Here is a 24,024-nt window from a genome sequence, read left to right as displayed (position 1 = left end):
TTTCTATCCTTTTAATATATTTTTTATATATCCATCAAATTTTTCTATCTCGACCAAAAAGGCGTCGTGGCCGTAGTTGCTATCTATCTCTACAAAATTTGTCTTTGCGCCTCTGCCCATCTGGCAAAGTGCGTCATAAATTTCTCTCATGCAGCTTGGCGGAAAGAGTAGATCGCCTTTGAAAGCGACTAGATGCAAATTTGCTTTTATCGGCGCAAGGGCGTCTTTTAGGCTATCGTAGTGCCTTGTGCAGTCAAAGATATTCATCATCTTTACGATGTATAGGTAGCTTAGCGGGTCAAACCTCTTTGGGAAGTTGTAGCCGTTGTACTCCATATAGCGGTCCACCTGAAAATGTCCAAAAAGATCGTAAAGGCCGTCAGTTTCGACGTAGTTGCGTCCAAATTTTTTATCCATGCTATAAGGGCTTAAAAAGCTGATGTGCCCTGCCATCCTGCCATAAGCCATGCCTTTTAGCCCATTTTTTCTTATAAATTCCGCGTCGTATTCGCCGTTTTTGAAATTTTCATCGTTTAAAATGGCTTCAATGGCGATTTTATTAAACGCTATCGCCCATGGCTTGGTCTGATAGGTGCTTGCAAGCATTATGATATCTTGCGCAAATTCTGGAAACTCGATAGCGTAGCAAAGTGCCTGCATGCCGCCAAGACTGCCGCCTATCACGGCTCTTGCCCTCGTGATGCCAAGCTCGCTAAATAGCCTCATCTGCGCCTTTACCACGTCGCTTATGGCAAGGACTGGGAAATTTAGCCTATACTCTTTGCCGCTACTTCGATCAACGCTTAGCGGCGAGGTCGAGCCAAAGCATGAGCCTAAGATATTTACGCAAATAACGTAAAATTTATCCGTATCGACCGCCTTTTTGCTGCCTATTAGCCCGTCCCACCAGCCAGCTTTCTCATCGCCTGCGTATGTACCAGCAGCGTGGTGTGAGCCAGTTAGGGCGTGACAGATCACGATAACGTTGCTTTTATCAGCATTTAGCGTGCCGTAAGTCTCGTAAATAAGCTTGAAATTTGATAGCATACGGCCACTCTCAAGATAGAGTGGCTCGTTAAATTTAATAGTTCTAGTTTGCAGGTTTAACACTAATTAACTTTGTAGTTTGGTGCCTCGTGAGTGATAACTACGTCATGGACGTGGCTCTCTTTTAGTCCTGCGCTTGTTATCTCGACAAATTCAGCTCTTTCTTGAAGAGTTGGGATATCTTTTGCGCCAACATAGCCCATAGCGCTTCTTAGGCCGCCTATTAGCTGATGGATCACATCTTTTATGCTGCCAGCAAATGGCACACGGCCCTCGATACCTTCAGGCACAAGCTTGTCTTGAGCGGTGCCCTCTTGGAAGTAGCGGTCAGAACTGCCCTTTGTCATAGCGCCGATCGATCCCATACCGCGATATACTTTGTACTGGCGACCTTGGAATGTTATAAGCTCGCCTGGGCTCTCTTCGCAACCTGCAAGTAAGCTACCTGCCATAACGCAAGCTGCACCTGCTGCAAGGGCTTTTGCCACGTCGCCTGAGTATTTTAAACCGCCGTCAGCGATAACTGGGATGCCGTATTTTGCTGCTTCGCTTGCGCAGTCGTCAATCGCTGAAATTTGAGGCACACCAACGCCAGCAACGATCCTTGTGGTGCAAATCGAACCTGGTCCGATGCCCACTTTTATGCCGTCAGCTCCTGCTTCTGCTAGGTCTTTTACAGCTGCTGGATTTGCGATATTGCCAGCTACGACATCAACTTTAAAATTTGCTTTTACCTCTTTTAAAGTGTCGATGATGCCCTTTGAGTGGCCGTGAGCTGAGTCGATGACGATGACATCTACGCCAGCATCAACAAGTGCTTTAGCGCGGTCTATCTGACCCACGCCAATAGCCGCAGCCACGCGAAGTCTGCCGTAGCTATCTTTGTTTGCGTTTGGATACTCTTTGCGTTTTTTTAGATCTTTTATGGTGATCAGTCCGTCAAGTCTGCCGTCTTTATCGACGATAGGTAGCTTCTCAACTCTATTTTGAGAGAAAATTTTCTCCGCATCATCAAGCGTGCAGCCCTTTGGTGCAGTGATAAGCGGTGCTTTTGTCATGCGGTCTTTTACCAAAGTGCTCATATTTGTCTCAAATCTTAAATCGCGGTTTGTTAAAATTCCTATTAGTTTGCGGTCTTTGTCGATGACTGGAACGCCTGAAATATGAAGATCTGACATAAGGCTTAGAGCTTCAGCCACGGTCGCTTCTGGATTTATAAAGATAGGATCGATGATGACGCCACTTTCGCTTTTTTTGACGCGTTTGACCTCTTTTGCTTGGCTTTCGACGTCCATATTTTTGTGGATGACACCGATACCACCGAGCCTTGCCATCATGATAGCAGTTCTATGCTCAGTCACCGTATCCATAGCAGCAGAGACGATCGGGATATTTAACGTGACATTTTTGCTGATCCTGGTTTTTACATCAACTTGCTTTGGCAAAATTTCAGAGTATTGCGGCACAAGAAGCACATCCTCAAATGTTAAAGCTCTCTTTACTATCTTCATATTTTTATCCTTTTATTAAATTTTCTAGGCTCTTAGCACCATTTATCAAGGTCTGTTCGTCCCACGCTTTTGCGATGAGCTGGGCGCTCACGTTTAAATTTTGATCATCTTTGCCAACTGGCACAGAGATAGCTGGTAGGCCTGCTAAATTTACGCTGATCGTGTAAATGTCGCTTAGATAGGCTTGAAGCGGATCGCTGTGTGCTCCAAATTTATAAGCTGTGCTTGGAGCAACTGGCATGAAAATAAGATCGTTTTCTTCTAAAATTTTCTCGTACTGAGCTTTTATATGCGCTCTTGCTTTTTGCGCTTTGATGTAGTAAGCATCGTAGTATCCGCTACTTAGTACAAATGTACCAAGCAAAATTCTTCTTTTTACCTCTTCGCCAAAGCCTTCTGAGCGTGAATTTACATATAGCTCTTTTAAATTTTTAGCATCTGCGCGTCTGCCGTATCTCACACCATCGTAGCGGCTTAAATTTGCGCTTGCCTCTGCGGTTGCGATGATGTAGTAGGCAGCAACGTCATATTTTGAATCTTCAAAATTTGTGTAAGTTACGCTGTGTCCGTGTGATTTTAGCTTTTCTATGGCTAAATTTAAAGCAGCTTTTGTCTGCTCGCTTGCGTTTTCTACGTAGTTTTTGATGACGCAAATTTTTAGCTTTTTGTTGCCGTCTATCTTGTCACTAACGCTCACAAATGGCACATCTGCGCTCGTGCTATCTTTTGGATCGTGTCCAGCGATCGCGTCATATAAAATGGCTGCATCTTCTACGTTTTGAGCGATCGGACCTATCTGATCAAGGCTGCTTGAGTAGGCGCCAAGGCCATATCTGCTCACTCTGCCATAAGTTGGCTTAAGCCCTACGCATCCGCAAAATGCCGCTGGCTGACGGATCGAGCCACCAGTGTCGCTACCAAGTGCTGCTACTGCAAGGCCAGCTGCGACTGCTGCTGCTGAGCCGCCGCTACTGCCACCTGGGACGTGAGCGTGGTTTAGTGGGTTTAGTGTTTTGCCGTAAAATGAGCTCTCAGTCGTGCTTCCCATCGCAAATTCGTCCATATTTGTGCGGCCAAATGGAGCTAAATTTTTACTAAGCAGCTTCTCGATAACGGTTGCGTTATAAGGTGCTACGTAACCTTGTAAAATTTTAGAAGCGCACGTGACATTCCAGCCTTTTACTTGGATGTTGTCTTTTATAGCGATGGGCACGCCCTCGCCTAGTTTTGCGATCTCTAAATTTGCTAGCTGCTCGACATAAGCGCCAAGCTCTTTTTCTTTTATGATCTTCGCCTCAAGCTCGGCTCTTAAATTTTTTATCTCTTCAGCTGAAAATTTCAAAGCTTCTTTTAAAGTTACCACTATTTTTATCCTTTAAATTTATTAACCAAAAATATGCCAAACAAGCTAGCAACGACCACCGCAGCGATCGTTGCGACTATGATAGTTGCGCTTACTGGCTCACTTAGCACTTATGACCTCTTCACATCTTGGGCATAGAGCATCTTCTTTGCTAGCGTTAAATTTCCAGCATCTTGGGCATTTGTGAAGATTGCTTGCTATGATCTTAAATTTATCGCCCTCAAGCTCAAACTCAGCTAATGGCTCGCTATCATCATAAGCTCTAACTGAGCTTACCATGTAAAGATCAGCCACTTCGCGCTCGTCGTAGCCTGTGATGTTGTGGTTAGTTGTCTCTAGGCTTAGCTCTAGGGTTGATTTTATCTTTTTGTCCTTTTTAAGAACGTCCACGATCTCGTTAAATTTCTCCCTGCTGGCAAAAAGCAGCTCATCTTCAAAGCTAAGGTCAAATTTTATTGGCTCATAGACTAGATCAAACGCGTCTTTTGCCTCGCCTTTGATGATCTTTGGAGCGTAGTCCATCACCTCATCAACGGTGTAAGTAAGCGTTGGAGCGATGAGCGGCAAAAGTGCCTTTGTGATGATCGCCATCGCACTTTGAGCTGATCTTCTTCTTGGAGCGTCTTTTGCGTCGCAGTAGAGCCTATCTTTGCAAACGTCAAGATATACGCCGCTAAGATCGGCTGATAAGAAATTTAAAAGGATGTTAAATCCCTTTGAAAAGTCATAGTTTCTAAAGCAAGCGCTCGCCTCGTCAAAGACCTTTTTAGCGCGTGCTAATATCCATTTATCAAGGATGTTAAACTCTGTGTTTAGGCTTTCTAGATCATTTACGTTTGCTAGTAAGAAGCGGATAGTGTTGCGGATTTTGCGGTACTGCTCGCTTATTTGTTTTAATATATCTTCGCTTATTTTTAGGTCGCTTGAATAATCACTCATGCCAACCCAAAGGCGTAAAATTTCCACGCCGTGCGTCTTAGCCACGTCTTGTGGAGCGATGACGTTGCCCTTACTCTTGCTCATCTTCTCGCCCTTAGCATCGACTGTAAAGCCGTGAGTTAGTATGCTCTCATAAGGTGCGTGAGAATTTATAGCTGTGCTTACTAGAAGCGAGCTTTGAAACCAGCCGCGGTGCTGATCTGAGCCCTCAAGATACATGCTTGCAGGGTATTTGCCAGCGTCGTAGTTGTCGCTTTGCAAGACCGCGTGCCACGTCGAGCCGCTATCAAACCAAACATCAAGGATGTCCATCACTTTTTCTAAATTTTCAGCCTTATATTTTGAGCCCTTTGGCAAAAGCTCGTCTATACTTAGCGCCCACCACGCATCAGCGCCTTTTTCTTTAAAGATAGCCACGATGTGGTCTAAAATTTCACTATCAAATATAACTTCTTTTGTCGCTTTATCTCTGAAAAACGCGATAGGTACGCCCCAGTCACGCTGACGAGAGATGCACCAGTCTGGGCGATTTTCTATCATCGAGCCTATTCTTTTTATGCCTACGCTTGGGTAAAATTTAACCTTTTCAAGCTCTTTTAGCGCTGTTTGTCTAAGTGTTTTTCCGCCTAGTTTAGCCTCGTCCATAGCTATAAACCACTGCTTTGTGGCTCTATAAATAACTGGCTTGTGCGTTCTCCAGCAGAACGGATAAGAGTGTCTAAATTTAGATACGCTAAGCAAGCTTTTGCCAAGTAGCTCTAAAATTTTCTCATTTGCTTTAAAGATGTGCATACCGACAAACTCATCTACCATGTCACTTCTAAATAGTCCGTGATGTTTTATGCTCTCATCGTAGCAGCCACCATCATCAACTGGCATCAAAATTTCGCTAAAGCCATATTTCAAACAGACATAGTAGTCGTCTTCGCCGTGACCTGGAGCTGTATGAACAAGTCCAGTACCGCCGTCCATCATAACGTGATCACCTAGTAAAAATTTAGACTTTCTGCCGTTTAGTGGATTTATCGCGTGGGTGTTTTCAAGCAGGCTTGATCTAAACTCTTTTTTGACCTCACCCTTGCTTAGGCCACTCTGCACAACGCTTTCAAGTAGTGGCTTTGCAAAGATCAAATTTTCAGCCGTTAGCACATAAATTTCATCTGGTTTTAGGCTTATGGCTTGATTTGCTGGAAGTGTCCAAGGCGTAGTTGTCCAGATGACAGCGCTTGCCTCTTTTACGCCAAGCTTTTCTAGCGCGTCGCCATCAAGCTCAAATGCTACGTAAATAGAGTAGTCCTCTTTCTCCTCGTACTCGACCTCAGCTTCAGCTAACGCCGATCTAGCTGCCCAGCTCCAATAAACTGGCTTGCTTCTCTCTACTAAAAGCCCCTTTTTAGCGATCTCGCAAAGCGCTTTGTAGATGTCAGCCTCAAACTCAAATTTCATCGTCATGTATGGATTTTCAAAATCACCGATGATGCCAAGGCTTTTAAATTCATTTCGCTGAATGTCTATAAATTCTCTCGCGTGCTGCCTGCAAAGCTCCCTGATCTCGACCTTGCTAAGCTCTTTTTTCTTATCGCCAAGCTTTACTTCGACTTGCTGCTCTATCGGCAAGCCGTGGCAGTCCCAGCCTGGCACGTAGCGGACGTTTTCGCCGTAAAAATAGTGCGTTTTTGTGATGATATCTTTTAAAATTTTATTTAACGCATGGCCGATGTGTAGGTGGCCGTTTGCATACGGAGGGCCGTCGTGGATGTTGAAGTTTTTAACCGCATTTTGGCGATTTTTCTTCATTTTTTCATAAACCTTGCGCTCTTCGTACCATGATTTTAGTCTTTGTGGTTCATTTTGTGGGAGATTTCCGCGCATCGGGAAATTTGTCTCTGGGAGTAAAAGTGTCTCTTTGTAGTCCATTTTTTACCTTGATTTTAAAATTTGCTAATTTTACACCTGTGCTGGTTAAATCACACTGAAAAATAGTATAATGAGGCAAAAAAAGGAGCTTAAGAATGAGACAAAGTATCTTGATAATAGGCGAAGATCTTGAGATAAATAGAGAATTTCTAAACTACATTTTTCAAAGTTACGAGGATCATTTTGGCGAGCTTGGAGTGGTCAGTTTTGCTCCAAAAAATAGCAAAGAGCTACCTTTTATCATCGAAAATTTATCAAAAGATTACGACTTTGTAAGCATTTTTAGCTCGGATGAAAATTTTGCCATCGCTGCAAAGATCGTAGCGACGCTAACTGGGGGCTCGCTTGAGCTAAAAGATAGCACAACCCTTGCACTTAAAGATAGCTTAGACTACTCAAAAAATAGCTTTCTAGCCAGCCTAAATAACGCTCAGATAAATCTCATAAAAGCTAATCCAAATGAAGAACTGGGCGAGTTTCTAACCGACTATGAGCCTGATTTTAGCTACTTTCATCTAATAGACATCGACGCAGATAGCGCGAAGATCCTTATGCTACCACTTGCTAAAACTTATGAGGTCGATATCACTCTTGCACAGATCCTGCCAAATTTGATACTAGTAAGGGCAAAAAGCAATAAATTTGGCCAAATCGAGAGCTTTTTACAAGGGGTAAAAACGCTATTTTCGCAAAAATTTATCCCACAAAAAGATGTGATCAAATTTGTAGCAAAAAAGCTCATGCAAAAGGGGCTTAAAATTTCATTTGCTGAGTCTTGCACGGCTGGGCTTGCGGCGGCTAAATTTGCAAGATATGGCGGCATCTCAGCTAGCTTTGATGGCTCGTTAGTAACTTATGCAAATCACATAAAGCACGAGTGGCTGGGCGTTGAGGATGAAATTTTAGATACTTACGGAGCCGTGAGCGAACCTTGCGTAAAAGCAATGGTAAAAGGCACGCTAAGCACGACAAATGCGGACTTTGCGCTTGCTATTAGCGGTATAGCTGGACCTGGTGGGGGCACAGCTAGCAAGCCAGTTGGCACGGTCTATGTCGCAGCTGGCGATAGAAACGGCAACATCGAGGTTGAGAGGCTGCTTTTAAAAGGGGAGCGCAACTACGTAAGAGAGCAAAGCGTGCTAAGTGCCTATCTATGTTTGCTTCGTCTAAAAAGCGAGATATTTTTCGCGTAAAATTTGCCTTTACTGAAAATTTATAAAAGGCTTACACTAAATTTAATGAGCTAAAATAAAATCCAGCGGTGATATTTACAATAAAATATCAAGAATAAAAAGCCAAATTTAGGAGGCTAAAGATGTTTAAAAAGATATTGTTTCTAGCTGTTTCTTTGTTATTTGCATTTGGTGCTGATACACAAGCGGGCGAGATAAAAGCAAGCGACTCGCCCTTTGGTTACGCTAGCATTGGAGCTGAGCAAAATTTTGGCGGATACGCTGGCAAAGAGAGTAAAGAAGTCACCGTAAAAGATAGACAAGAGCTCGTAAAATACGCCAAAATGGGTGGTTACGTCATCTACATAGATGGGCTCATAGACCTTAGCGAAGGCAAGATCCCGCAAAATGGCAATAGCTTGGGGCTGGATAAATTTATAAGTGAGATTAGCGGTGGCGAGTTTAGCTCTTATGCCAAATTTATGCAGGCTTACGGCGCTTCATGCCGTGCATTTTTAGATGGTTCGCAAGATCCAAAGCTAGCAGCGCTTCGCAAAAATTTAGCCAACGAATACAAAAAGCTCATCGTAGTGCCGGTAGCTAGCAACACCACAATAATCGGCCTAGGCGAAAACTCAGGCATAAAAGGTGGCTCACTTTTGCTAAAAAATGTCCAAAATATCGCGATCCGCAACATGAATATCCTAGATGCTTTTGATCCATTTCCAGATATACAAAAAAATGACGGCTTTAATGCGCAATATGACGGCGTCAGCATAGAGTCAAGCAAAAACATCTGGGTAGATCACTGCCATTTTAAGGACACAGTTGAGCTTGGTCATGTGCATTTAGCAGGCGGAGAGCTTACTAAATGGCAAACTTATGACGGACTATGCGACATCAAGGGGGATAGTGCGGCTATCACGATCTCGCACAACATCTTTGAAAACCACGACAAAACGATGCTAATAGGCTCAAGAGACTCAGACGGCAGCAGCGAAACAAGGACTATAACGGTCGCTCATAACATTTTTGACAACTGCGCGCAACGCCTACCTATGGCACGCAATGCAAAGGTGCACGTCTATAACAACTTTTACGACTCAAAAGATGGCTTTTATGACCAAAAATACGCCATTGGAGTGCGCTTTGGCTCGCTAATATACGCTCAAAACAACTACTTTACAAATGGCGTCAAGATAAGCTACAAGTGCAACAAAGGCACCATTTTTGAAAGTGGCAACATAGACCTTTCTAAAAAGGGCAGCGTTTGCGAAAAGCTAACTAAGCCGCCATTTGAGCCTCCATATAAATTTGAGCTCCTCGAAGTCTCAAACGTCCAAAACGAAGTAAATCAAAACGCAGGCACAGGCAAACTAGCCGTCATAAAATAATATCACCAAAGCCCCGAGCTAGCCAAACGCTTGGGGCGTGAAAACAAAGCTAAATTTTTATATTTTTACAAGATAAAACGCTAGCACATAGCCCATATATCAGCACGCAAAGGCTAACGCTTAGCCCAAAGACGCTAAGAGCGGCGGTCTGGCTAAAAGAGAGCGTAAAAAACGAGATAAAACTCGTGATAAATGCGCAAAATATCCCATAAATTCGCTCTTTTTCGCTAAGGCTCTCATTTAGCGCAAATATCATGTAATCAATCCCCACAGCGCTTGCAAGGATGAGCCCAAAGACGCCAAAGATGCTTAAATTTACGCCAAAAACGGCAAAGATAAAGAGCGTAAGAAGCACGCCAAAGATGATGACGCCCATCACAAGTGCCGAGATAAGCGCACTAAAATAAACCCACAGCAGCAAAAACGCGACCACAAGCGCTGCTATTTTTAGTTTTAGAGCAAGCTCTTTTGCCTGAGTTAGGCTCTCATTTAGTGAGCTAGCGAAATTTAGACTAAAAGCGTTGTAGCGCTCGAGCAGCTCATCACTTTGCGTCCCTTTTACAAAGCCACTCGCGTAAGCCACACTTGCATTTTCATCAAGCATAAATTTCTTAAAATCCTTCATAGATTTTAGAGCTAAAATTTCATTCGCGCTAAGCTCTTTTTTGCCCAAAACCTTTAAAATTTCACTTCGCACTTCATCTTTACTAAAGCCAAATTTCTCATAAATCGCGTAAATTTGCTCATCATCAAGCACCTTTTTAAAGGCCTCTTTTAGCTCACTCTGCTCGCTTTTACTTAAAAACATATCACTTAGTGAGCTCTCATCTTTTATCAAATTTCTCTTTTTTAGCTCATCTAAAAGGCTCTTTTCACCTCCTAAAATGTCTCCACTTGATCTTGTCACTATCATCGTATTTTGGTTGTTGCCAGTTAGACTTAAGATATAAGAAGAGTCCGCTAACAGGCTCTTTGGCATATTTGAGTAGTCTTTTACATTTTCACTTTTTGATAAATTTTTAAGATCAAAAACAAGAAAAATAGCTAGCAAAATAAGTGAGATAGCTAGAAATTTAACCCCCAAATACCTTGCAACCGCGCCTGAGAGATCACAAAATTTAGTTAAAAACGCGTCAAAAATCTTTGATCTATAAAATTTCACCCCTTCAAAGACTAAAGGCATAAAAAAGTAGCTAGCTAAAAACGCAGCAACTAGCGCAAATGCCGAAAATAGCGCCACCTCTTTAAGTAGCCTAAGATCAGAAAAAGTAAAAGCCAGATAGCCACTAAGCGTGATAAGTAGGCCTAGCAAGAAAATTTTTAGCATATTTTTTATGCTACTAGCCCTGATCACTTCGCCTTCGTTTTTGCTAAGCCAGTGCAAGACGTAGTCAAACATGAGGCCAATGAGGCTAGTGCTTATTAAAATAGTAAGGATATTTAGCTCATTTAGGCAGAGCAAAGTGCCTGCAAATGCCACGCTAAAGCCAAATGCGGCGATAAATATCACATAAAAAATTCGCAAATTTCTAAAAGCAAGCATCAAAAATATAGCGGTTAGGCTTAGCGAAACCACGCTCATATAAAGGCTCTCGTTCTCGTTTTTTTGCTTTGAAAATGCCTGATAAAGCGCACTTGAATGCACAAAAAGCTCGTTTTGCCCAACTTTTAGCGCATTTAGCTCGTTATAAAAATTTATTAGCCCCTCGCTCGAAGCTCCCTTTTTTAGCTCGCCTTTTAGCAAGAAAAAGCTCTTTTTGCCGTCCTTTACCTCAAGCATGAGATCTGCTAAATTTAAGCTCACATTGCCATTTTTTGCGCTAAAACCGCTACTTAGCGAGAAAAAATCATCATTTATATTTAAAAGTCTAAAGCTAAAGCTGTTAAAAATTTCCTCTGCGCGCTTTTTGAAAAAGGCGTTTTTGTCACTCTTTAAAAGCTCCAAATCACCCCTACTTAAAAGAGCGATCTTTGAGCGATTGATGTCACTTTTTATATCATTTAAATTTAAGTCGATGTTCGCCTCAAAGCTCTTAAAAAGCGAGCTTTTAAGCGCCAAGCTTTGCACGTTTTTGGCTAGCTCTTTAGAATTTACCAGTACCAAAAAATTTGACGCCATCTCATCTTGCACCTCTTTTAGCACCTTTGCCTCTTTGGCGTCTTTGAAATTTATCAGTGAAAAGATATCAGTTTGGACGTTTTTTAGGCTCGCAAGCGAATATCCAAGCGAGGCTAAAAAAACAAAGATAAAAGCCAAGATCGTGGCTAGTTTTTTCATTTTATACTAAACTCATTTAGCGTTTTATCGCCGCTTATCTCATCAAGCTCGATCCTTTTTACCGCCTTGTCGCCACTTATCTTTATAGTTTTAAAAATTTGTTTAAAGAGTAAATTTTTAGGGCTTAGCTCTATGCTCCACTCTTTTAGGCTGCCACTTGTTTTTATATCAAATTCTTTCCTAAGCTCGCTCTCATCGAGGCTGATAATAGCCAAAAATAGCTTTTCATCAAAATTTGCACTCGTCTTTTCAAGCTTGCCATTTTCGTTTTTAAAGATGCCATCTTTGTTTATAAAAACCTTTGAAGTAACAGGCTCAAGCGTATCCCAGTAAAGGCCACCCTTTTCAAGCCTAAACTCGCCCGAGCTTTTTATACTTTTGTTAAAGCCAGCCAGACTCTTTGTCTGCGTGAAATTTCCGCTTACTCCATCTGTTTTTACTATATTTTTAAGCTCACCCAACTCATAGCCAAAGCAAGATATAAAAATGGCTAAAAAAAGAGCTATTTTTCTCATCATTTCTCCTTTTCATTGTAGGCTTTAAGCGCCTTTTTTAGGGCTTCTGGCATCTCAAAGCAAGTTTGCAAGCTCTTCATCTCTATGACGGCTTGCGCGGTATTTGCCTCGCTTAGTTTTTCGCCCTTTTCATTTTCTATAAGGTAGTGAAATTTCAAAAACGTTTCGCACTCGCTAAGCGTCGTCGTGACCTTTATAATGTCGTTAAAAAAGGCTGGACGCACGTACTTTACGTCAAGTTTTACGATAGGAAAGGCGTAACCGTCTTTTTTCATAGCGATGTAGTTGTATCCTAGCTTGTCAAGTAGCTCACAGCGCGCCATTTCTAGGTACTTGACGTAGTTGCCATGCCACATCACCTCCATACTATCAACGTCAAAAAATGCCACTTTAAATGTGCTAACGTGTGAAATTTTCACTCTCATCTCCAAAAATCAAAAAAGTTAAACCACTGCGACGGGTTCTTGCACGCTCTTGCTTCAAGCTGCCTTACATAGCTTTGCACGTATGGCAGGACGCTTGTCTTGCGGTCTCTGCTAAGCTTTATCTCATCAGCGATATCACTTAGCTCGATGTCAAATTTATCGCCCTTTTTTATGCACCAAAGCGCGCTCATCTTTACTCCCAAAATACCAGCTAGCAAGTATGGGCCGTAGTTAAATTTAGCCTCCTTACCAAGAAAGCTAAGCCTTATAAATTTATCTCCATTAAGCGGCGTCCTATCGCCCATTATGCCGATATTTACGCCATCTTCAACCGCCTCTTTTAGCTGCATCATCGCGGCCGCGTCAAGCTTTTCAACGCTTATTAGTTTGATCTGACCCTTGCTGATCTGCTCTAAAATTTTATAAAAATTCTCACTACCCTTGCTATAAACCAAGATGATCATGCGAAAATTTGGCGATCTAAGCGAGAGTGCCTTGCAAATTTCTACATTTCCAAGATGGCTTGTAAGCACGATCCTACCACGCTTTGAAGCTTCAAACTCATCTTTGATGCTGTTAAATTTACTAAGCTCTAGCTCGCTTTCAAGCACGCCATTTTGCCAGATGCGAAATTTATCACATATTGCTATGCCAAAGTCATAAAAGTTGCTAAAAACGCCAGTTGCCGGCTTTTTACCGCTAAATTTCTCTACATTTAAAAGAAATTCTCTTATATTTTCTCTCTCAACTTTTGAAAAGAGATAGTAAAAACAAACGACGATGATAACGATAGGTTTTATGAGAAATATAGGCAAATTTCTAGTTAAAAATAGGCTAACTCGCAGGAAAAATTCGTTTGATCTCTCGCCCTTTTGCCACCATGCGTATTTTTGTCCTTTAAAGACTTTGCCAAGCAAAAATGGCACTAAAGTAAAAAAATATCTTGCGTGCATGAGGCTTATTAGCGCGTTATCTTTTAGCATTTTAAAGTGCGAAACGCCGCCAGCTTCGTAGTTCACTTTTAGCGCTATCCACTTGATCTCTACGCCAGATCTTATGGCATTTACCAAGATCTCCATGTCAAATTCCATCCTATTTGAGCTACTTTGGAGGGTTGCGCTCTCAAGCTCTTTTAGAGGATAAATTCTAAAGCCACACATCGCGTCTTTGATGTCAAAATTTAAAGTGTTGATCTTGACCCAAAAATTTGTGATCTTTCTGCCATAAAACCTCGACTTTGGTGCGTCTTCGCCGTATATTGGATCAGCCATGATTAGGTCATTTGGATATCTTTTGCTAAGCTCCAAAAACTTCTCTACCAAGCTTATGTCGTGCTGAAAGTCAGCGTCGATCTGAAATGCATGCGTGTAGCCGTTTTGCAAAGCGTATCTAAAGCCGTCTTTTAGTGCAGCTCCCTTGCCGCCATTTTGTGCTCTAGTTAAAATTTCTACGCCAAATTCGCTCAAACTTTGCAAAGCTTTTTTTGAAGCTTCATCTGAGCCATCATCAACTATTAAAATGTGTAGATCATATCTTGCAAGCGCCTCGCAAAGGGCTTTTATCTTTTCTGGATGGTTGTAAAATGGTATGAGAAAGAGCGTCTTCATAAGCCCAGCTTTATCCTGCCAATAGCACTTCTAGCGCCGTTACAAAATATCTCAAAGTAAATCTTCTCATCTCTTTGCGAAATTTCTATGCAAAGTTCGTCATTTGGCCTTACAAATTTTAAAAATTTCAAATTCTCCACCACGCACTGATCGCCTATTTCTGCGCCAAGCTCTCTTGCAAATTTAAACACAAAATCAAGCTGCACAAAGCCAGGCAAAAGCGGTAAATTGGGAAAATGCTCCATAAAAATGCTAAGCGCAGGACTAAGCTTTGTCTTAAATTTATAAACGCCTTCTTCGCTACTTTTCTCCCAAGAAAGCTCTTCATTTTTTTCTAAAAGAGCTTTAAAATTTGCCTTTAAAAATTTGCCCTGAGCGTTTTTACAAAGCGAACTAACGATCTTGAAATACCTAACGCTATTTTTAAACTCAGGCCTTAAAAGCTCATTTAGCCTTGCTACGACGCCCTTTTTGCCGCTATCTCTAAAGAGCTTCACGCCCTCATCGCTAAGCTCCAAAAGCGCAGCTAGACGCTTAAATTTAGGATGCGTGTCGCAGTAGCAGTCTTTTAAAAGGCCGCTTTCAAACATCTTATTTTCGATACTTATTAGATTGACCCTTTTGTCGTTTAGCTTAACGATCCTATCGATCCTGCCTTTTAGCGTGAGCCTGCTACCATCTATCTGCGCCCAGTCGCTAGTTTGGAAAAACTCACACCAAGGCGAGCTCACATTTAGCGCCTCGTCCTCGCTAAGACCAGCCTTTACCTTGCTAAAAAGCAAAAGCTCATCGCCTAAATTTCTAGCAACTATGCCAGTTTCGGTGCTGCCATAAATTTCAATTATCTTAGCGCTGCTTAAGCTTTCTATCTTTGCTCTTAGCTCGCTCTTTAGTGCTGAGCCTGCGCAGATGATGTTTTTTAGCCCTGAAATTTCAGCTGCTCTTGGGCTAGAAACTAGCGTTTGAAGTAGGACTGGGCTTGTTACGAAGGTTAAATTTGTAAGGTCTAGCTCAAAGATTGCCTCTGGGTAGTTTAGCTCCTTGCTAACGGCTTTTGCACCAGAGATGAGCGGCAAAAAGATCTTAAATGTAAGGCCAAACATATGCTGGTGCGAGACGCTAGCAAAAAATTTATCCCCCTCGCCAAATCCCAGCTCATCTTTTAAAAATAGCCCCTCATCTATCATAGCGCCAAGGCTTTTTTGGATATTTTTACTAGCTCCACTTGAGCCTGATGTCTGGAGAAAAAATGTAGAATTTTGATCAAATTTTAGCTCCATGCTCTTGCTAAAGTCTAAAAAATCACCAAAATTTTCATCATTAATGACAAATTTATCCCCACTATATATCGGCTTTGCAAGCAAGATAGGTTTTACGCCAACCCCAAGCGCTCCAAAAAAAGCTGCGCAAAAGTCAAAGCTCTGGCTTAAATAAATTTCTATCTCGCTTAAATTTTTCTCTTTTAAATTTGCTCCAAAAGTAGCCGCGTACTCGTAAAGATCCTTGCTAATGTCCACAAATTTAAATGCCTTTAGACACTTTTTAAAATCCATTTTCCCTCTTTAAAATAAAAATTTTACGATATAAAATTTCGCCAAAAAACAAAACCCCCATCAAGATATAAGATACAAATGAGCAGTAAATGCTCCAGTAAATTTTATCCTCAAGCTGCGCCAAAACAAAGGCAAAAGCAGCGTTAAAAACGAAAAACCAGCACCAAATTTTAGTTAGCCCTCTTGTGTAGCTAACGACCTTTTCGTCTATATTTTTCTCTTTTAGCCTAGCAAGCCTTGTTATGACCGCCTCGCCCTTTAAGCTGTAAAAAAATACCGCCAAAAAGCCAAGACTTACGATACTTGGGTATAAAAGCGCTAAATTTACACTTCTAAAAATAGCACAAATGGCAAAAAATAGCCCAGCTGCTAAGCAAACCTGCCTTGTTTTACCGCTTTCAAAATAAGCTCTAGCCAGCCAAATAGCGCAAAGAGCGCAAAAGATAAGAGTTGCACCCTTTTGCCAAAAAAATAGCACCAAAGGGTAGGCGATGCTTGCTAAAACTAGCGCTACTTTTACTATCTTATGCTTCAAATTTCTTTGCTACGGCTTTTACGATATCATCAAGCGTTTTTACGTTTTTAAAGTCCTCTGGCATCAGTCTATAACCAGTTTGGCGCTTGATGTAATCAATCATATCAATAGCATCTATGCTATCTATCTGCAAGTCCTCATATATCCTAGTTTCAGGCTTTATCTTGCTCTCATCTATCTCAAAAAGCTCTATCAAAGCCTTCTTTAAAATTTCAAAAATTTCTACTTCGCTCATCGTTATTTCCTATTTTCATAAATGTATTTTGCAAGAGAAGATACGCTAAAGAATATCTCTTTTAAATTTGCTGTCTTTGAGTCAAGTACGAGGCCATATTTTTTCTGCACAGCAAGCCCAAGCTCTAGTGCATCGACGCTGTCAAGCCCGAGCCCCTCGCTAAAAAGCGGTGCGTTCTCGTCGATATCGCTTGGCTTCATATCCTCTAAATTTAAGCTTGTGATGATCAGCTCTTTTATCTCATTAACTAGTTCTTTCACTAAATTCCTCCTTATAAATTTTACTTATCTCTTCGTGTAGTGCCCTCGCCCTTACGGGGCTTGGTCTATCTTTTAAAAACTCACTAACTTCAAATTTCTTTAGCTCTTTGAAGACGTACTTTATCTTTTCATCTGGCGTTTTGTACCATGGCTCATTTTTTCTAAGGCTTCTTGGAGCCATATTTATACCAACGCAAACCACGTTAGACGCGCCTTTTATGCCCATATATGCGGCTGCTTTATGAAAGATGATCTCCTCTTTCGTGCGCGTGCCCTCTGGGAAAATGAGCAAATTTTCGCCGCTTTTTAAAACATCTACGCTTTTTTGTAAAAATTCCTCGTTATTTGTGTTTGGTATGTAGTTGCACGCCCTAATAGCCGCAAATAAAAATATATTTTTGCCAAGCTCACCCTTTACGATGCAGTTTATCCTTTTAAATTTTGAGACCAAAAAGACCACATCAAGCAGCGAAGGGTGGTTTGCGATGACTAAATTTGAGCCGCCATTTAGCTTTGTAAGATCAAATTTATAGTCCAAATACCCACAAATTTTAGTAACTTTTATAAAAAATCCCCAAGAAACTCTAACAAGATCTCGGCATAAATTTTGCATAAATTTAAATTTATTTAGCCCCAAAAGCACGACTGGCACTAGCAACATATCGCCACTTATGCAAATGAGCGCAAAAAAGAAAAATAAAAATCCAGCTCTTAAAATTTTAAGGCTCATAGCTAAAATTCCAAGACGCGAAATGACTGCTACTTTGCCACGTTTTTGCCAAATTTGGGTCAAAATTTATGATGAAGCTTTGCAGTAAATTTTCTGAAATTTCTTCTTCTTTTTCCACTCTTTTTAGAGTTAAAACTCTCTTATCTTTTGCCTTTGAGACGACAAGTGCTAGCATAAATGATGGCTTTTTCTCATCAAAATAGCTCTGCGATATCGACTCATGATAGGCAAGGATGAGCACCTTTTCATATCCGTCATTTAGCCTTAAAAACGCAGCTTGCAGCGCGTCTTCTACTGGGCTAAATGAAGAGATGGCTAGAATTTCATTGTGATTTTTAGCTTCGATGCTAAGAAGCGACGAGATAGCGTTATGCACAGAGAGCGAAAACGACGTTGGCGATACTGGCTCAGCCTTTGCAAGCGCAGTTTCTAGCTCAAAACAGCGATTTATCTCACCCTCATAAGAGCTAAAAATGACTGGCATATCGATACTCTCAAAACTACTAAGCAGGCTAAAAGCGCACTTTGCAGCACTACTTAGCCTTCTTCTTTGCATGGGCGGGATCTTTGCTAGATCGAATTCTTTTTTGTATATAGCTAGATCCTCGCTGATCTCACCATAAGCTATAGCGTCATAAAAATCAACTTGAAATTTCATTATTTCGCGATGTCGCCTCTTAGTGTGACGCCAGACATCAAAGAACCGCTGCCGCACTGAAACTGAGTTTTAGAGTTAAATGGCTGTTTTTTGTAATATCCAGTCAAATTTACAACCTTCGTGCCGCCCTCTTTCACCGCTCTTTCTTGAAATGACTTTAGAGCAGAGAGAAGTGCGATCTGGCAAGCCTCTTCGTCGCTTTTGTTAAAGCCATTTGTCTTTTTGTTTGACGTTAGATCTCTTACGATCACCTTGCCAGTGTATCCTGTGCCAAAGCTGATGCTAATGTTTGGTAGCAAAAATTCTTTAGCCTTTGGTCCATTTAAGAAGTCTAGTGAGTGATACTTCACGTCATCTCTAGCGCTAAGGCTTGAAGCAAATGCCAAAACGGCAACTAATGAAACTAATCTTTTCATTTTCTATCCTTTTTAAAATTTGTTATCTACTCTTTTAAATATCAAAGATGTATTTACACCGCCAAATGCAAAGTTGTTACTCATCACAAAGTCCGTCTTTATCGGCGTTGGCTCCTTTAAGTAGTTTAGCTTTGCACACTCAGGATCAGTTACGTTTAAATTTATAGTTGGGAAAAATAGCTCTTCTCTCATCATCATTATGCTTGCTATCGCCTCCAGCCCGCCACAAGCGCCAAGCGTGTGACCAAGATAGCTTTTAAGTGAGCTAATGGCGATGTCATCTCCAAAAAGCTCGTTTGTAGCGATACTTTCAGCTATATCGCCATGTTTTGTAGCGGTGGCGTGGGCATTTACGTAGCCTATGCTTTTTGGCTCTAGTTTTGCCGCGCGGAGTGCTAGGCTCATCGCCGCTTTCATCGTAGCACTTTGTGGTCTAGTGATGTGCGTGCCGTCACACGTAGAGCCAAAACCAACGACCTCAGCGTAAATTTTAGCTCCTCTTTTTAAGGCGCTCTCTTCGCTTTCAAGCACTAAAAATCCAGCCCCCTCGCCAAGTACCAAGCCATCCCTATCTTTTTCAAACGGCGTTGGTGTCAAATTTGGCGCGTGGTTTTTGACACTAGTCGCGTAGAGCTTGTCAAAGACGTACGCCTCGCTCACGCAAAGCTCCTCAGCCCCACCAGCTAGCATCATATCTATACTGCCATTTTTTATGCTCTCATAAGCGTAGCCAATGGCGTGTGAGCCGCTCGTACATGCCGAAGATGTAGGGATGATGCGCCCTTTTAGTGAGTAAAATAGCGCGATATTTGCCGCTGTGGTGTGAGGCATCATTTTTATGTAGGTATTTGCGTTAAAGCCGCTATCCATGTCCAAAACTAGCTTTGCCATGTCAAGGATAGAGTCGGTGCTACCAGTGCTTGAGCCACTTGCCACGCCCATTCTGCCATCTTGCACGCTTGGGTCTAAATTTGCAGCCTGCAACTCTTCGCCATTTAGCAAACCAGCATCTTTTAATGCAAGTCCAGCCGCATGCACGCTATAACATGAGACCTTGCCAAGGCTTCTTAGCTGTTTTCTGTCCCACTCCTGTGGGTGTTTGTAGTCTATGATAGGTGCTGCTAGGCGTGTGTTTAGCTCCTTATAGCCCTCCCACTCGCTCATATATCTCACGGCATTTTTGCCTGCAAGAAATTTAGCCCTCATCTCATCCCAGCTGTTGCCAAAAGCACTGACTGCGCCGATACCTGTGACAAATACACGCATTAGCAAAGTCCTCCATTTACGCCGATAACCTGCCTTGTGATGTAGCTAGCCTCGTCGCTTAGTAGAAATTTAACAAGTCCAGCCACCTCGTCTGCCTCGCCAGCTCTTTTTGCAGGTATGGCCTTTAGCACTTCGTCTAAGAAGTCGCTATTTAAAATTTCTTCACTCATATCTGTCTTTATAAGCCCAGGTGCCACGCAGTTTACTGTTATGCCCCTGCTGGCAAGCTCGACTGCAAGGGCTTTGCTAGCTCCTATGATGCCTGCCTTGCTAGCTGAGTAATTCACCTGCCCTCTGTTGCCAATAACCCCTGAAACAGAGCTTAGCGTCACTATCCTAGCTGGCTTTCTAGCCCTTATCATAGGCATTAGCGCTGGTCTTAGGACGTTGTAAAAGCCATTTAAATTTACATCTATCACGTCAAACCACTCTTCATCACTTAGCCCCACAAAGGTATTATCCCTTGTTATGCCAGCATTTAAAATAACGCCGTAATAGACGCCATTTGCCTCCATGTCAGCCTCTATCACCTCTTTGGCTGCGGCAGTGTCAGCCACGTCAAATGTCATAAATTTAGCCCCAAGCTCACTAGCCATCTTTAAAAGCTCATCACTCTTACTTCTTGCGTGAAGCACCACCTCGTACTCACCAGCAAGGCGCCTAGCGATGCTAGCTCCTATGCCTCTACTTGATCCAGTTATCAATACTCTCTTACTCACTAAGTGCCTTTTTTACAAATTCTTCATCAGGACTCATCACGTTTAAAACCGCCCTTGCGCCAAGCTCGCCATTTACAAAAAGCTCGCTGTCATAAACGCCAAATCCACTCTCATCTTGGATCGAGCACTTTGAGACGATCACTATCTCATCGCCCACTTTAAAATATGGCCTAAAAATTTCAAATTTTCTACTACCAAGCAAAAAGCCAAATATCGCCTTCTCGCCCCTTAGCTCACGCATCTTTGAGTCGTAGATGCCAAGACTTTGAGCCATCATCTCTATCGCCTTTTGCGTGTGAAATCTCCCCTCTTCTAAAAAGGGATTTTGCTCATTTATCACGCTTCTTACTTTTATGCTCTCGCAAGGGATAAATTCTAAAATTTCATCGATCAAGGTTATGGCGCTGCTGTGCGGCAAATAATCACTTATCATCATCTCACTCTTTTAAATATTATCGCGGCATTGTCTCCGCCAAAGGCAAAAGATAGCGACATCGCCGCCTTAACGTCAAATTTCGTGCCGCTTTTTACTAAATTTATATGCTCTAGCTCCTCATCATACTCGCCGTCATAGACGTGCGGTGGCAAGGTGCTATTTTCCTCCATGCAAAGCATGGTGCAAATGGCGCTCTCAATAGCTCCAGCAGCCCCAAGCGTGTGACCGATCTGTGGTTTTATCGTGCTTGCAAAGGTGGCACCAAGTGTTAAATTTACAGCTTTTGCCTCCATTTTGTCATTTGCCTGCGTGCCGGTGCCATGTAAATTTACATAGTCCACGCCACACATGCCAGCTCTTTTTAGCGCGTCCTCTATGCAATTTACCGCCATTTTAGCGCTAAAATCAGGCTGCGTCATGTGAAAAGCGTCGCAGTTTGAGGCTGAGCTGGCGACTGCGACGTTTGAAATTTCATCGCGGCTTAGTAAAAATAGCCCAGCTCCCTCGCCGATATTTATCCCCTCTCTATTTTTAGAAAAGGCCTGACTTGGGGCGCTACTTAGGATGCTAAGCGAGTTAAAGCCATTTATTGTAAGCGTATTTAGGCTATCGACGCCACCACAAATGACCGCATCACAAAGCTCGCTTTCAATGAGCCTTTTAGCCTCAATAACCGCCTTAACACCCGAGGTACACGCAGTCGATACGCAGTAGCTTGGGCCGCTAAGCTCGTAAAAGTCGCTCACAAACTCAGCCACGTTTGCAAGGCAGTTTCTGTTTATGCCAAACCTACTTTTATCAAAAAATCCAGTTGCGATATAGCCTTTAAATGGCTCAAAATTCTCCTCAACGCCGCTTGTTGTAGTGCCAAGAACTACTCCCACTCGGCTTTTGCCATATTTTTTTATCGCTCTTTTTATCTCATCGCCCAACTCTAGCATCGTGTTTAAAAGCAAGGCGTTGGTGCGAGTTTTGAAGTGTTCTTTGGTTTTGCTTAAAAAGCTAGGCAAAACGCCATTAAATTTACCCACCAAAAACTCATTTTGCGGGTGAAATTCGCAGCTTTTAGCTAAAAATCTCTTGCCACTTAAAAGCGAGTTTAAATTTTCATCGCTACTGCTACCTGCGGCGCTGATAATGGCTGGCTTGCTAACGTATATCAACGCTTTTTACCTCATAAATTTGATCATATATCATAAATTTTTGCTCATTTTTTTCATCTTTTATCATCTCAAGAACCTTGATAAAAAGTTCGTTGTAGGCGCTATTTGGCGGCAGGAAGCCTAAATTTGCAAACGTGCCATCCTTTAAAACTCGCCTGGCTTCTGGTGCGCCAAGTGCATTTACAAGGCTAAATTTATACTCATTCTCACTATTTTGTACATAGAGCATTAGTGGCCCTTTTGATGAACTAACCTCAAATGCCTTTAAGCTAAAATCCGCCAGCTTTGGCGCATCAAATTTCTTCGCACAGCCAAGAGCTAGAAGCGTTACCGCAAGGATCATAGCTATCTTTTTTACAAGCACTTTTTACCTTTTTAGTGTTTAATAATCATAAAAATTTAACAATTATATCTTTGCAATGCTTAAATGCAAGGCAAATGATAAATAGATTATTAATAATCAAGTATCTTCTCTTCATCTCGTCAAATTTAACGCTAGCAAGGTCGCTAAAGGCTAAATTTTTGGCTTTTATAACAGCCTCTTTTGCAGTGTAAATTTCATAAAATTTTTGCATTTTATCTTTGGAATTTGCGTAAATTTCGCTCTCTTTTTTGTTAAAGCAAAATTTGACCACGCCATCAAAATTTCGCTCTTTTAGCTCCTCCACATCAACGCCAACTTTTTCTTTTGAGATAGCCAAAACAGCGATATTTTCTTTGTGAGAGAGGCAAATTTTGCCTCGTTTTTTTGCTTTAAATTTTAAATAGCGAGAGAGTTTAAATGAGTTTTGATTTGCCAAATTTGGATATTTTTTAAGCCTTCTACGCTCTTTTCTATCTAGCATTTTGGGGCTAAATTTCTCAGCCCCAAAGCCGATAAAAAGATAAATTTCACCCCTTTTTATAGGCATTTTCAACTCTTTTTTTATACTCTTTTGCACTTTCAAGTGCCACTCTAAACTCGCCACTAACCGCCCTTAAAGCGTCATTTTGAAGCTCGCTCTCATCTTTAAACGACCTAATCCTTGGCGTAAAAGCGACCTCATCCTCTCTAAAATCAGCCTCTTTTAGATCAAAATTTAAATTTTTAACTTTTGCATTTAAAATGCAAAGGGCGCATTTTCTTGGTCCAAAGATGAAATTTCGCTCTTTTAATGCCTTTAAACTCCTTACCAAAATGCCGCCATAAAGCGCTGGCTCGCTCTTAAAAGAGATGTCAAAACCAAAGTTGTGAAAGTAAATTTCGCCCACCTCGCACGATCTTTTGTAGGTGTTTGCATCAAAGCAGGTGTAAATTTCAAGCTCGCTAAATTTATACTCCACGCCGCTTACAACGAGGAACTTGCTTTGCATCAGCTCACGTAAAAAGCCCTGAAATTTCGCGTCAATATGCGCCTTAAAACCTGCTATTTTAAGAAGCTCATCCCTTTGGCTCTTGTCTAAGCTTTTAAAGCCGTCTTGCTTAAGTGCTTTAAATTTTTCTTTGTCAAAATGACTTTGCTCTAAAAACCCACTAAGCATTTCCACTAGATCAAATTTAGCAAAATGGCTTTTAAGTAGCTCACCTGATAGCATTTTTGCTCCTAATTTTTGGCATATTTTAAGAAATTTAGCTTTTATATGCAAATGATGGGTCTAAAAAATTTACAAAAAATAGCGAATTTTTGATTTAAAACTTATGCGAAGTACTGCATGCGATCTAAAACTCAAGCAAATTTTAAAATTTCATGAGCGAGTAATTTCGGCTCTAAAATTTGAGCTAAGCTGTAAGCGAAGCCAAATTTTAGTAGTCAATTCTTGCGAGTGAATGGAATTTTAAAATTTGTAAAATAGCAAATTTCTCTTTTAAAAATACAGACCTTAAATTTAAAAACTCTTTTATCCA

Annotated in this window: 24 protein-coding genes; 2 read left to right on the top strand and 22 right to left on the bottom strand. The window is 41.6% G+C overall.

The window, feature by feature from the left end:
* Positions 1 to 3 precede the first annotated feature (3 nt).
* From metX to ileS, 4 genes are all read right to left on the bottom strand, one after another.
* A complete protein-coding gene (gene metX, locus CVT14_RS07200; RefSeq protein WP_107850007.1) occupies positions 4 to 1,110 on the bottom strand; it encodes a homoserine O-acetyltransferase MetX in 1,107 nt (368 codons plus the stop codon).
* Positions 1,110 to 2,558: an IMP dehydrogenase gene (gene guaB, locus CVT14_RS07195; protein WP_009294929.1), complete on the bottom strand. Its 1,449-nt coding sequence runs from the start codon at positions 2,556 to 2,558 to the stop codon at positions 1,110 to 1,112. The genes metX and guaB overlap by 1 nt, the downstream gene beginning before the upstream one ends.
* Before the next feature lie 4 nt (positions 2,559 to 2,562).
* Positions 2,563 to 3,921 carry an Asp-tRNA(Asn)/Glu-tRNA(Gln) amidotransferase subunit GatA gene (gene gatA, locus CVT14_RS07190; protein WP_107850006.1) on the bottom strand — a complete coding sequence of 453 codons (1,359 nt, stop codon included), beginning with the start codon at positions 3,919 to 3,921 and terminating at the stop codon, positions 2,563 to 2,565.
* 99 nt (positions 3,922 to 4,020) lie between these two features.
* Positions 4,021 to 6,777 (bottom strand): isoleucine--tRNA ligase, encoded by a 2,757-nt coding sequence (ileS, locus tag CVT14_RS07185; RefSeq protein ID WP_107850005.1) that lies wholly within the window; start codon positions 6,775 to 6,777, stop codon positions 4,021 to 4,023.
* 95 nt (positions 6,778 to 6,872) lie between these two features.
* On the opposite strand from ileS, the gene CVT14_RS07180 reads away from it, so the two are divergent.
* Positions 6,873 to 7,970 (top strand): CinA family protein, encoded by a 1,098-nt coding sequence (locus CVT14_RS07180; RefSeq protein ID WP_107850004.1) that lies wholly within the window; start codon positions 6,873 to 6,875, stop codon positions 7,968 to 7,970.
* A 122-nt stretch (positions 7,971 to 8,092) separates the two neighbouring features.
* Entirely contained in the window at positions 8,093 to 9,343 is a 1,251-nt protein-coding gene (locus CVT14_RS07175; RefSeq protein ID WP_107850003.1) for a polysaccharide lyase family 1 protein, read from the top strand.
* Between the two features lie 49 nt (positions 9,344 to 9,392).
* Here CVT14_RS07175 and CVT14_RS07170 read toward each other — a convergent pair whose 3' ends face one another.
* The 18 genes from CVT14_RS07170 to CVT14_RS07085 are packed head-to-tail and all read right to left on the bottom strand — an operon-like array spanning position 9,393 to position 23,714.
* Positions 9,393 to 11,621, bottom strand: coding sequence for a hypothetical protein (locus tag CVT14_RS07170; RefSeq protein ID WP_107850002.1), 2,229 nt, complete (start codon positions 11,619 to 11,621; stop codon positions 9,393 to 9,395).
* A complete protein-coding gene (locus CVT14_RS07165) occupies positions 11,618 to 12,136 on the bottom strand; it encodes a LolA family protein (RefSeq protein ID WP_107850001.1) in 519 nt (172 codons plus the stop codon). Before CVT14_RS07165 ends, CVT14_RS07170 begins: the two co-directional genes overlap by 4 nt.
* On the bottom strand, positions 12,136 to 12,561 hold the full coding sequence (locus CVT14_RS07160) for an acyl-CoA thioesterase (RefSeq protein WP_107850000.1): 426 nt from the start codon (positions 12,559 to 12,561) through the stop codon (positions 12,136 to 12,138). Before CVT14_RS07160 ends, CVT14_RS07165 begins: the two co-directional genes overlap by 1 nt.
* Entirely contained in the window at positions 12,558 to 14,168 is a 1,611-nt protein-coding gene (locus tag CVT14_RS07155) for a glycosyltransferase family 2 protein (RefSeq protein WP_107849999.1), read from the bottom strand. The genes CVT14_RS07160 and CVT14_RS07155 overlap by 4 nt, the downstream gene beginning before the upstream one ends.
* Entirely contained in the window at positions 14,165 to 15,721 is a 1,557-nt protein-coding gene (locus CVT14_RS07150) for an AMP-binding protein (RefSeq protein WP_107849998.1), read from the bottom strand. The genes CVT14_RS07155 and CVT14_RS07150 overlap by 4 nt, the downstream gene beginning before the upstream one ends.
* A complete protein-coding gene (locus CVT14_RS07145) occupies positions 15,711 to 16,256 on the bottom strand; it encodes a hypothetical protein (RefSeq protein WP_021088930.1) in 546 nt (181 codons plus the stop codon). Before CVT14_RS07145 ends, CVT14_RS07150 begins: the two co-directional genes overlap by 11 nt.
* Positions 16,246 to 16,491: an acyl carrier protein gene (locus tag CVT14_RS07140; protein WP_012140380.1), complete on the bottom strand. Its 246-nt coding sequence runs from the start codon at positions 16,489 to 16,491 to the stop codon at positions 16,246 to 16,248. Before CVT14_RS07140 ends, CVT14_RS07145 begins: the two co-directional genes overlap by 11 nt.
* Positions 16,492 to 16,493: 2 nt before the next feature.
* The gene (locus CVT14_RS07135; RefSeq protein ID WP_012140381.1) at positions 16,494 to 16,751 is read right to left on the bottom strand and encodes a phosphopantetheine-binding protein; all 258 of its coding nucleotides are present in this window, start codon (positions 16,749 to 16,751) and stop codon (positions 16,494 to 16,496) included.
* Entirely contained in the window at positions 16,735 to 17,544 is an 810-nt protein-coding gene (locus CVT14_RS07130) for a lysophospholipid acyltransferase family protein (RefSeq protein WP_234403119.1), read from the bottom strand. The genes CVT14_RS07135 and CVT14_RS07130 overlap by 17 nt, the downstream gene beginning before the upstream one ends.
* A complete protein-coding gene (locus CVT14_RS07125) occupies positions 17,471 to 18,139 on the bottom strand; it encodes a beta-ketoacyl synthase chain length factor (RefSeq protein WP_107849996.1) in 669 nt (222 codons plus the stop codon). Before CVT14_RS07125 ends, CVT14_RS07130 begins: the two co-directional genes overlap by 74 nt.
* Positions 18,139 to 18,555, bottom strand: coding sequence for a hypothetical protein (locus CVT14_RS07120; RefSeq protein ID WP_021085308.1), 417 nt, complete (start codon positions 18,553 to 18,555; stop codon positions 18,139 to 18,141). The genes CVT14_RS07125 and CVT14_RS07120 overlap by 1 nt, the downstream gene beginning before the upstream one ends.
* Positions 18,556 to 18,567: 12 nt before the next feature.
* Positions 18,568 to 19,821 carry a beta-ketoacyl-ACP synthase gene (locus CVT14_RS07115; protein ID WP_107850029.1) on the bottom strand — a complete coding sequence of 418 codons (1,254 nt, stop codon included), beginning with the start codon at positions 19,819 to 19,821 and terminating at the stop codon, positions 18,568 to 18,570.
* Positions 19,821 to 20,540 (bottom strand): 3-oxoacyl-ACP reductase FabG, encoded by a 720-nt coding sequence (fabG, locus tag CVT14_RS07110; protein ID WP_103613588.1) that lies wholly within the window; start codon positions 20,538 to 20,540, stop codon positions 19,821 to 19,823. Before fabG ends, CVT14_RS07115 begins: the two co-directional genes overlap by 1 nt.
* A complete protein-coding gene (locus CVT14_RS07105; RefSeq protein WP_021088914.1) occupies positions 20,533 to 20,976 on the bottom strand; it encodes a 3-hydroxydecanoyl-ACP dehydratase in 444 nt (147 codons plus the stop codon). Before CVT14_RS07105 ends, fabG begins: the two co-directional genes overlap by 8 nt.
* Positions 20,973 to 22,139: a beta-ketoacyl synthase N-terminal-like domain-containing protein gene (locus CVT14_RS07100; RefSeq protein ID WP_107849995.1), complete on the bottom strand. Its 1,167-nt coding sequence runs from the start codon at positions 22,137 to 22,139 to the stop codon at positions 20,973 to 20,975. The genes CVT14_RS07105 and CVT14_RS07100 overlap by 4 nt, the downstream gene beginning before the upstream one ends.
* The gene (locus CVT14_RS07095) at positions 22,126 to 22,503 is read right to left on the bottom strand and encodes a hypothetical protein (RefSeq protein WP_021088972.1); all 378 of its coding nucleotides are present in this window, start codon (positions 22,501 to 22,503) and stop codon (positions 22,126 to 22,128) included. The genes CVT14_RS07100 and CVT14_RS07095 overlap by 14 nt, the downstream gene beginning before the upstream one ends.
* Before the next feature lie 25 nt (positions 22,504 to 22,528).
* Positions 22,529 to 23,050 carry a 4'-phosphopantetheinyl transferase family protein gene (locus tag CVT14_RS07090; RefSeq protein WP_021088965.1) on the bottom strand — a complete coding sequence of 174 codons (522 nt, stop codon included), beginning with the start codon at positions 23,048 to 23,050 and terminating at the stop codon, positions 22,529 to 22,531.
* Positions 23,031 to 23,714: a hypothetical protein gene (locus CVT14_RS07085; protein WP_021088860.1), complete on the bottom strand. Its 684-nt coding sequence runs from the start codon at positions 23,712 to 23,714 to the stop codon at positions 23,031 to 23,033. Before CVT14_RS07085 ends, CVT14_RS07090 begins: the two co-directional genes overlap by 20 nt.
* Between the last annotated feature and the right edge of the window lie 310 nt (positions 23,715 to 24,024).

It is taken from the genome of Campylobacter concisus, from assembly GCF_003048445.1.
Taxonomy (GTDB): domain Bacteria; phylum Campylobacterota; class Campylobacteria; order Campylobacterales; family Campylobacteraceae; genus Campylobacter_A; species Campylobacter_A concisus_BF.
Note: the sequence above shows the minus strand (reverse complement) of the source record. Positions and strands in the feature narration are given on the sequence as shown.

Coding starts and splice junctions, on each gene's coding strand:
- guaB (WP_009294929.1), bottom strand. CDS start 2,558: ATGAAGATAGTAAAGAGAGCTTTAACATTTGAGGATGTGCTTCTTGTG.
- ileS (WP_107850005.1), bottom strand. CDS start 6,777: ATGGACTACAAAGAGACACTTTTACTCCCAGAGACAAATTTCCCGATG.
- CVT14_RS07180 (WP_107850004.1), top strand. CDS start 6,873: ATGAGACAAAGTATCTTGATAATAGGCGAAGATCTTGAGATAAATAGA.
- CVT14_RS07175 (WP_107850003.1), top strand. CDS start 8,093: ATGTTTAAAAAGATATTGTTTCTAGCTGTTTCTTTGTTATTTGCATTT.
- CVT14_RS07170 (WP_107850002.1), bottom strand. CDS start 11,621: ATGAAAAAACTAGCCACGATCTTGGCTTTTATCTTTGTTTTTTTAGCC.
- CVT14_RS07165 (WP_107850001.1), bottom strand. CDS start 12,136: ATGAGAAAAATAGCTCTTTTTTTAGCCATTTTTATATCTTGCTTTGGC.
- CVT14_RS07160 (WP_107850000.1), bottom strand. CDS start 12,561: ATGAGAGTGAAAATTTCACACGTTAGCACATTTAAAGTGGCATTTTTT.
- CVT14_RS07155 (WP_107849999.1), bottom strand. CDS start 14,168: ATGAAGACGCTCTTTCTCATACCATTTTACAACCATCCAGAAAAGATA.
- CVT14_RS07150 (WP_107849998.1), bottom strand. CDS start 15,721: ATGGATTTTAAAAAGTGTCTAAAGGCATTTAAATTTGTGGACATTAGC.
- CVT14_RS07140 (WP_012140380.1), bottom strand. CDS start 16,491: ATGAGCGAAGTAGAAATTTTTGAAATTTTAAAGAAGGCTTTGATAGAG.
- CVT14_RS07125 (WP_107849996.1), bottom strand. CDS start 18,139: ATGAAATTTCAAGTTGATTTTTATGACGCTATAGCTTATGGTGAGATC.
- CVT14_RS07120 (WP_021085308.1), bottom strand. CDS start 18,555: ATGAAAAGATTAGTTTCATTAGTTGCCGTTTTGGCATTTGCTTCAAGC.
- CVT14_RS07115 (WP_107850029.1), bottom strand. CDS start 19,821: ATGCGTGTATTTGTCACAGGTATCGGCGCAGTCAGTGCTTTTGGCAAC.
- CVT14_RS07105 (WP_021088914.1), bottom strand. CDS start 20,976: ATGATGATAAGTGATTATTTGCCGCACAGCAGCGCCATAACCTTGATC.
- CVT14_RS07090 (WP_021088965.1), bottom strand. CDS start 23,050: ATGCCTATAAAAAGGGGTGAAATTTATCTTTTTATCGGCTTTGGGGCT.
- CVT14_RS07085 (WP_021088860.1), bottom strand. CDS start 23,714: ATGCTATCAGGTGAGCTACTTAAAAGCCATTTTGCTAAATTTGATCTA.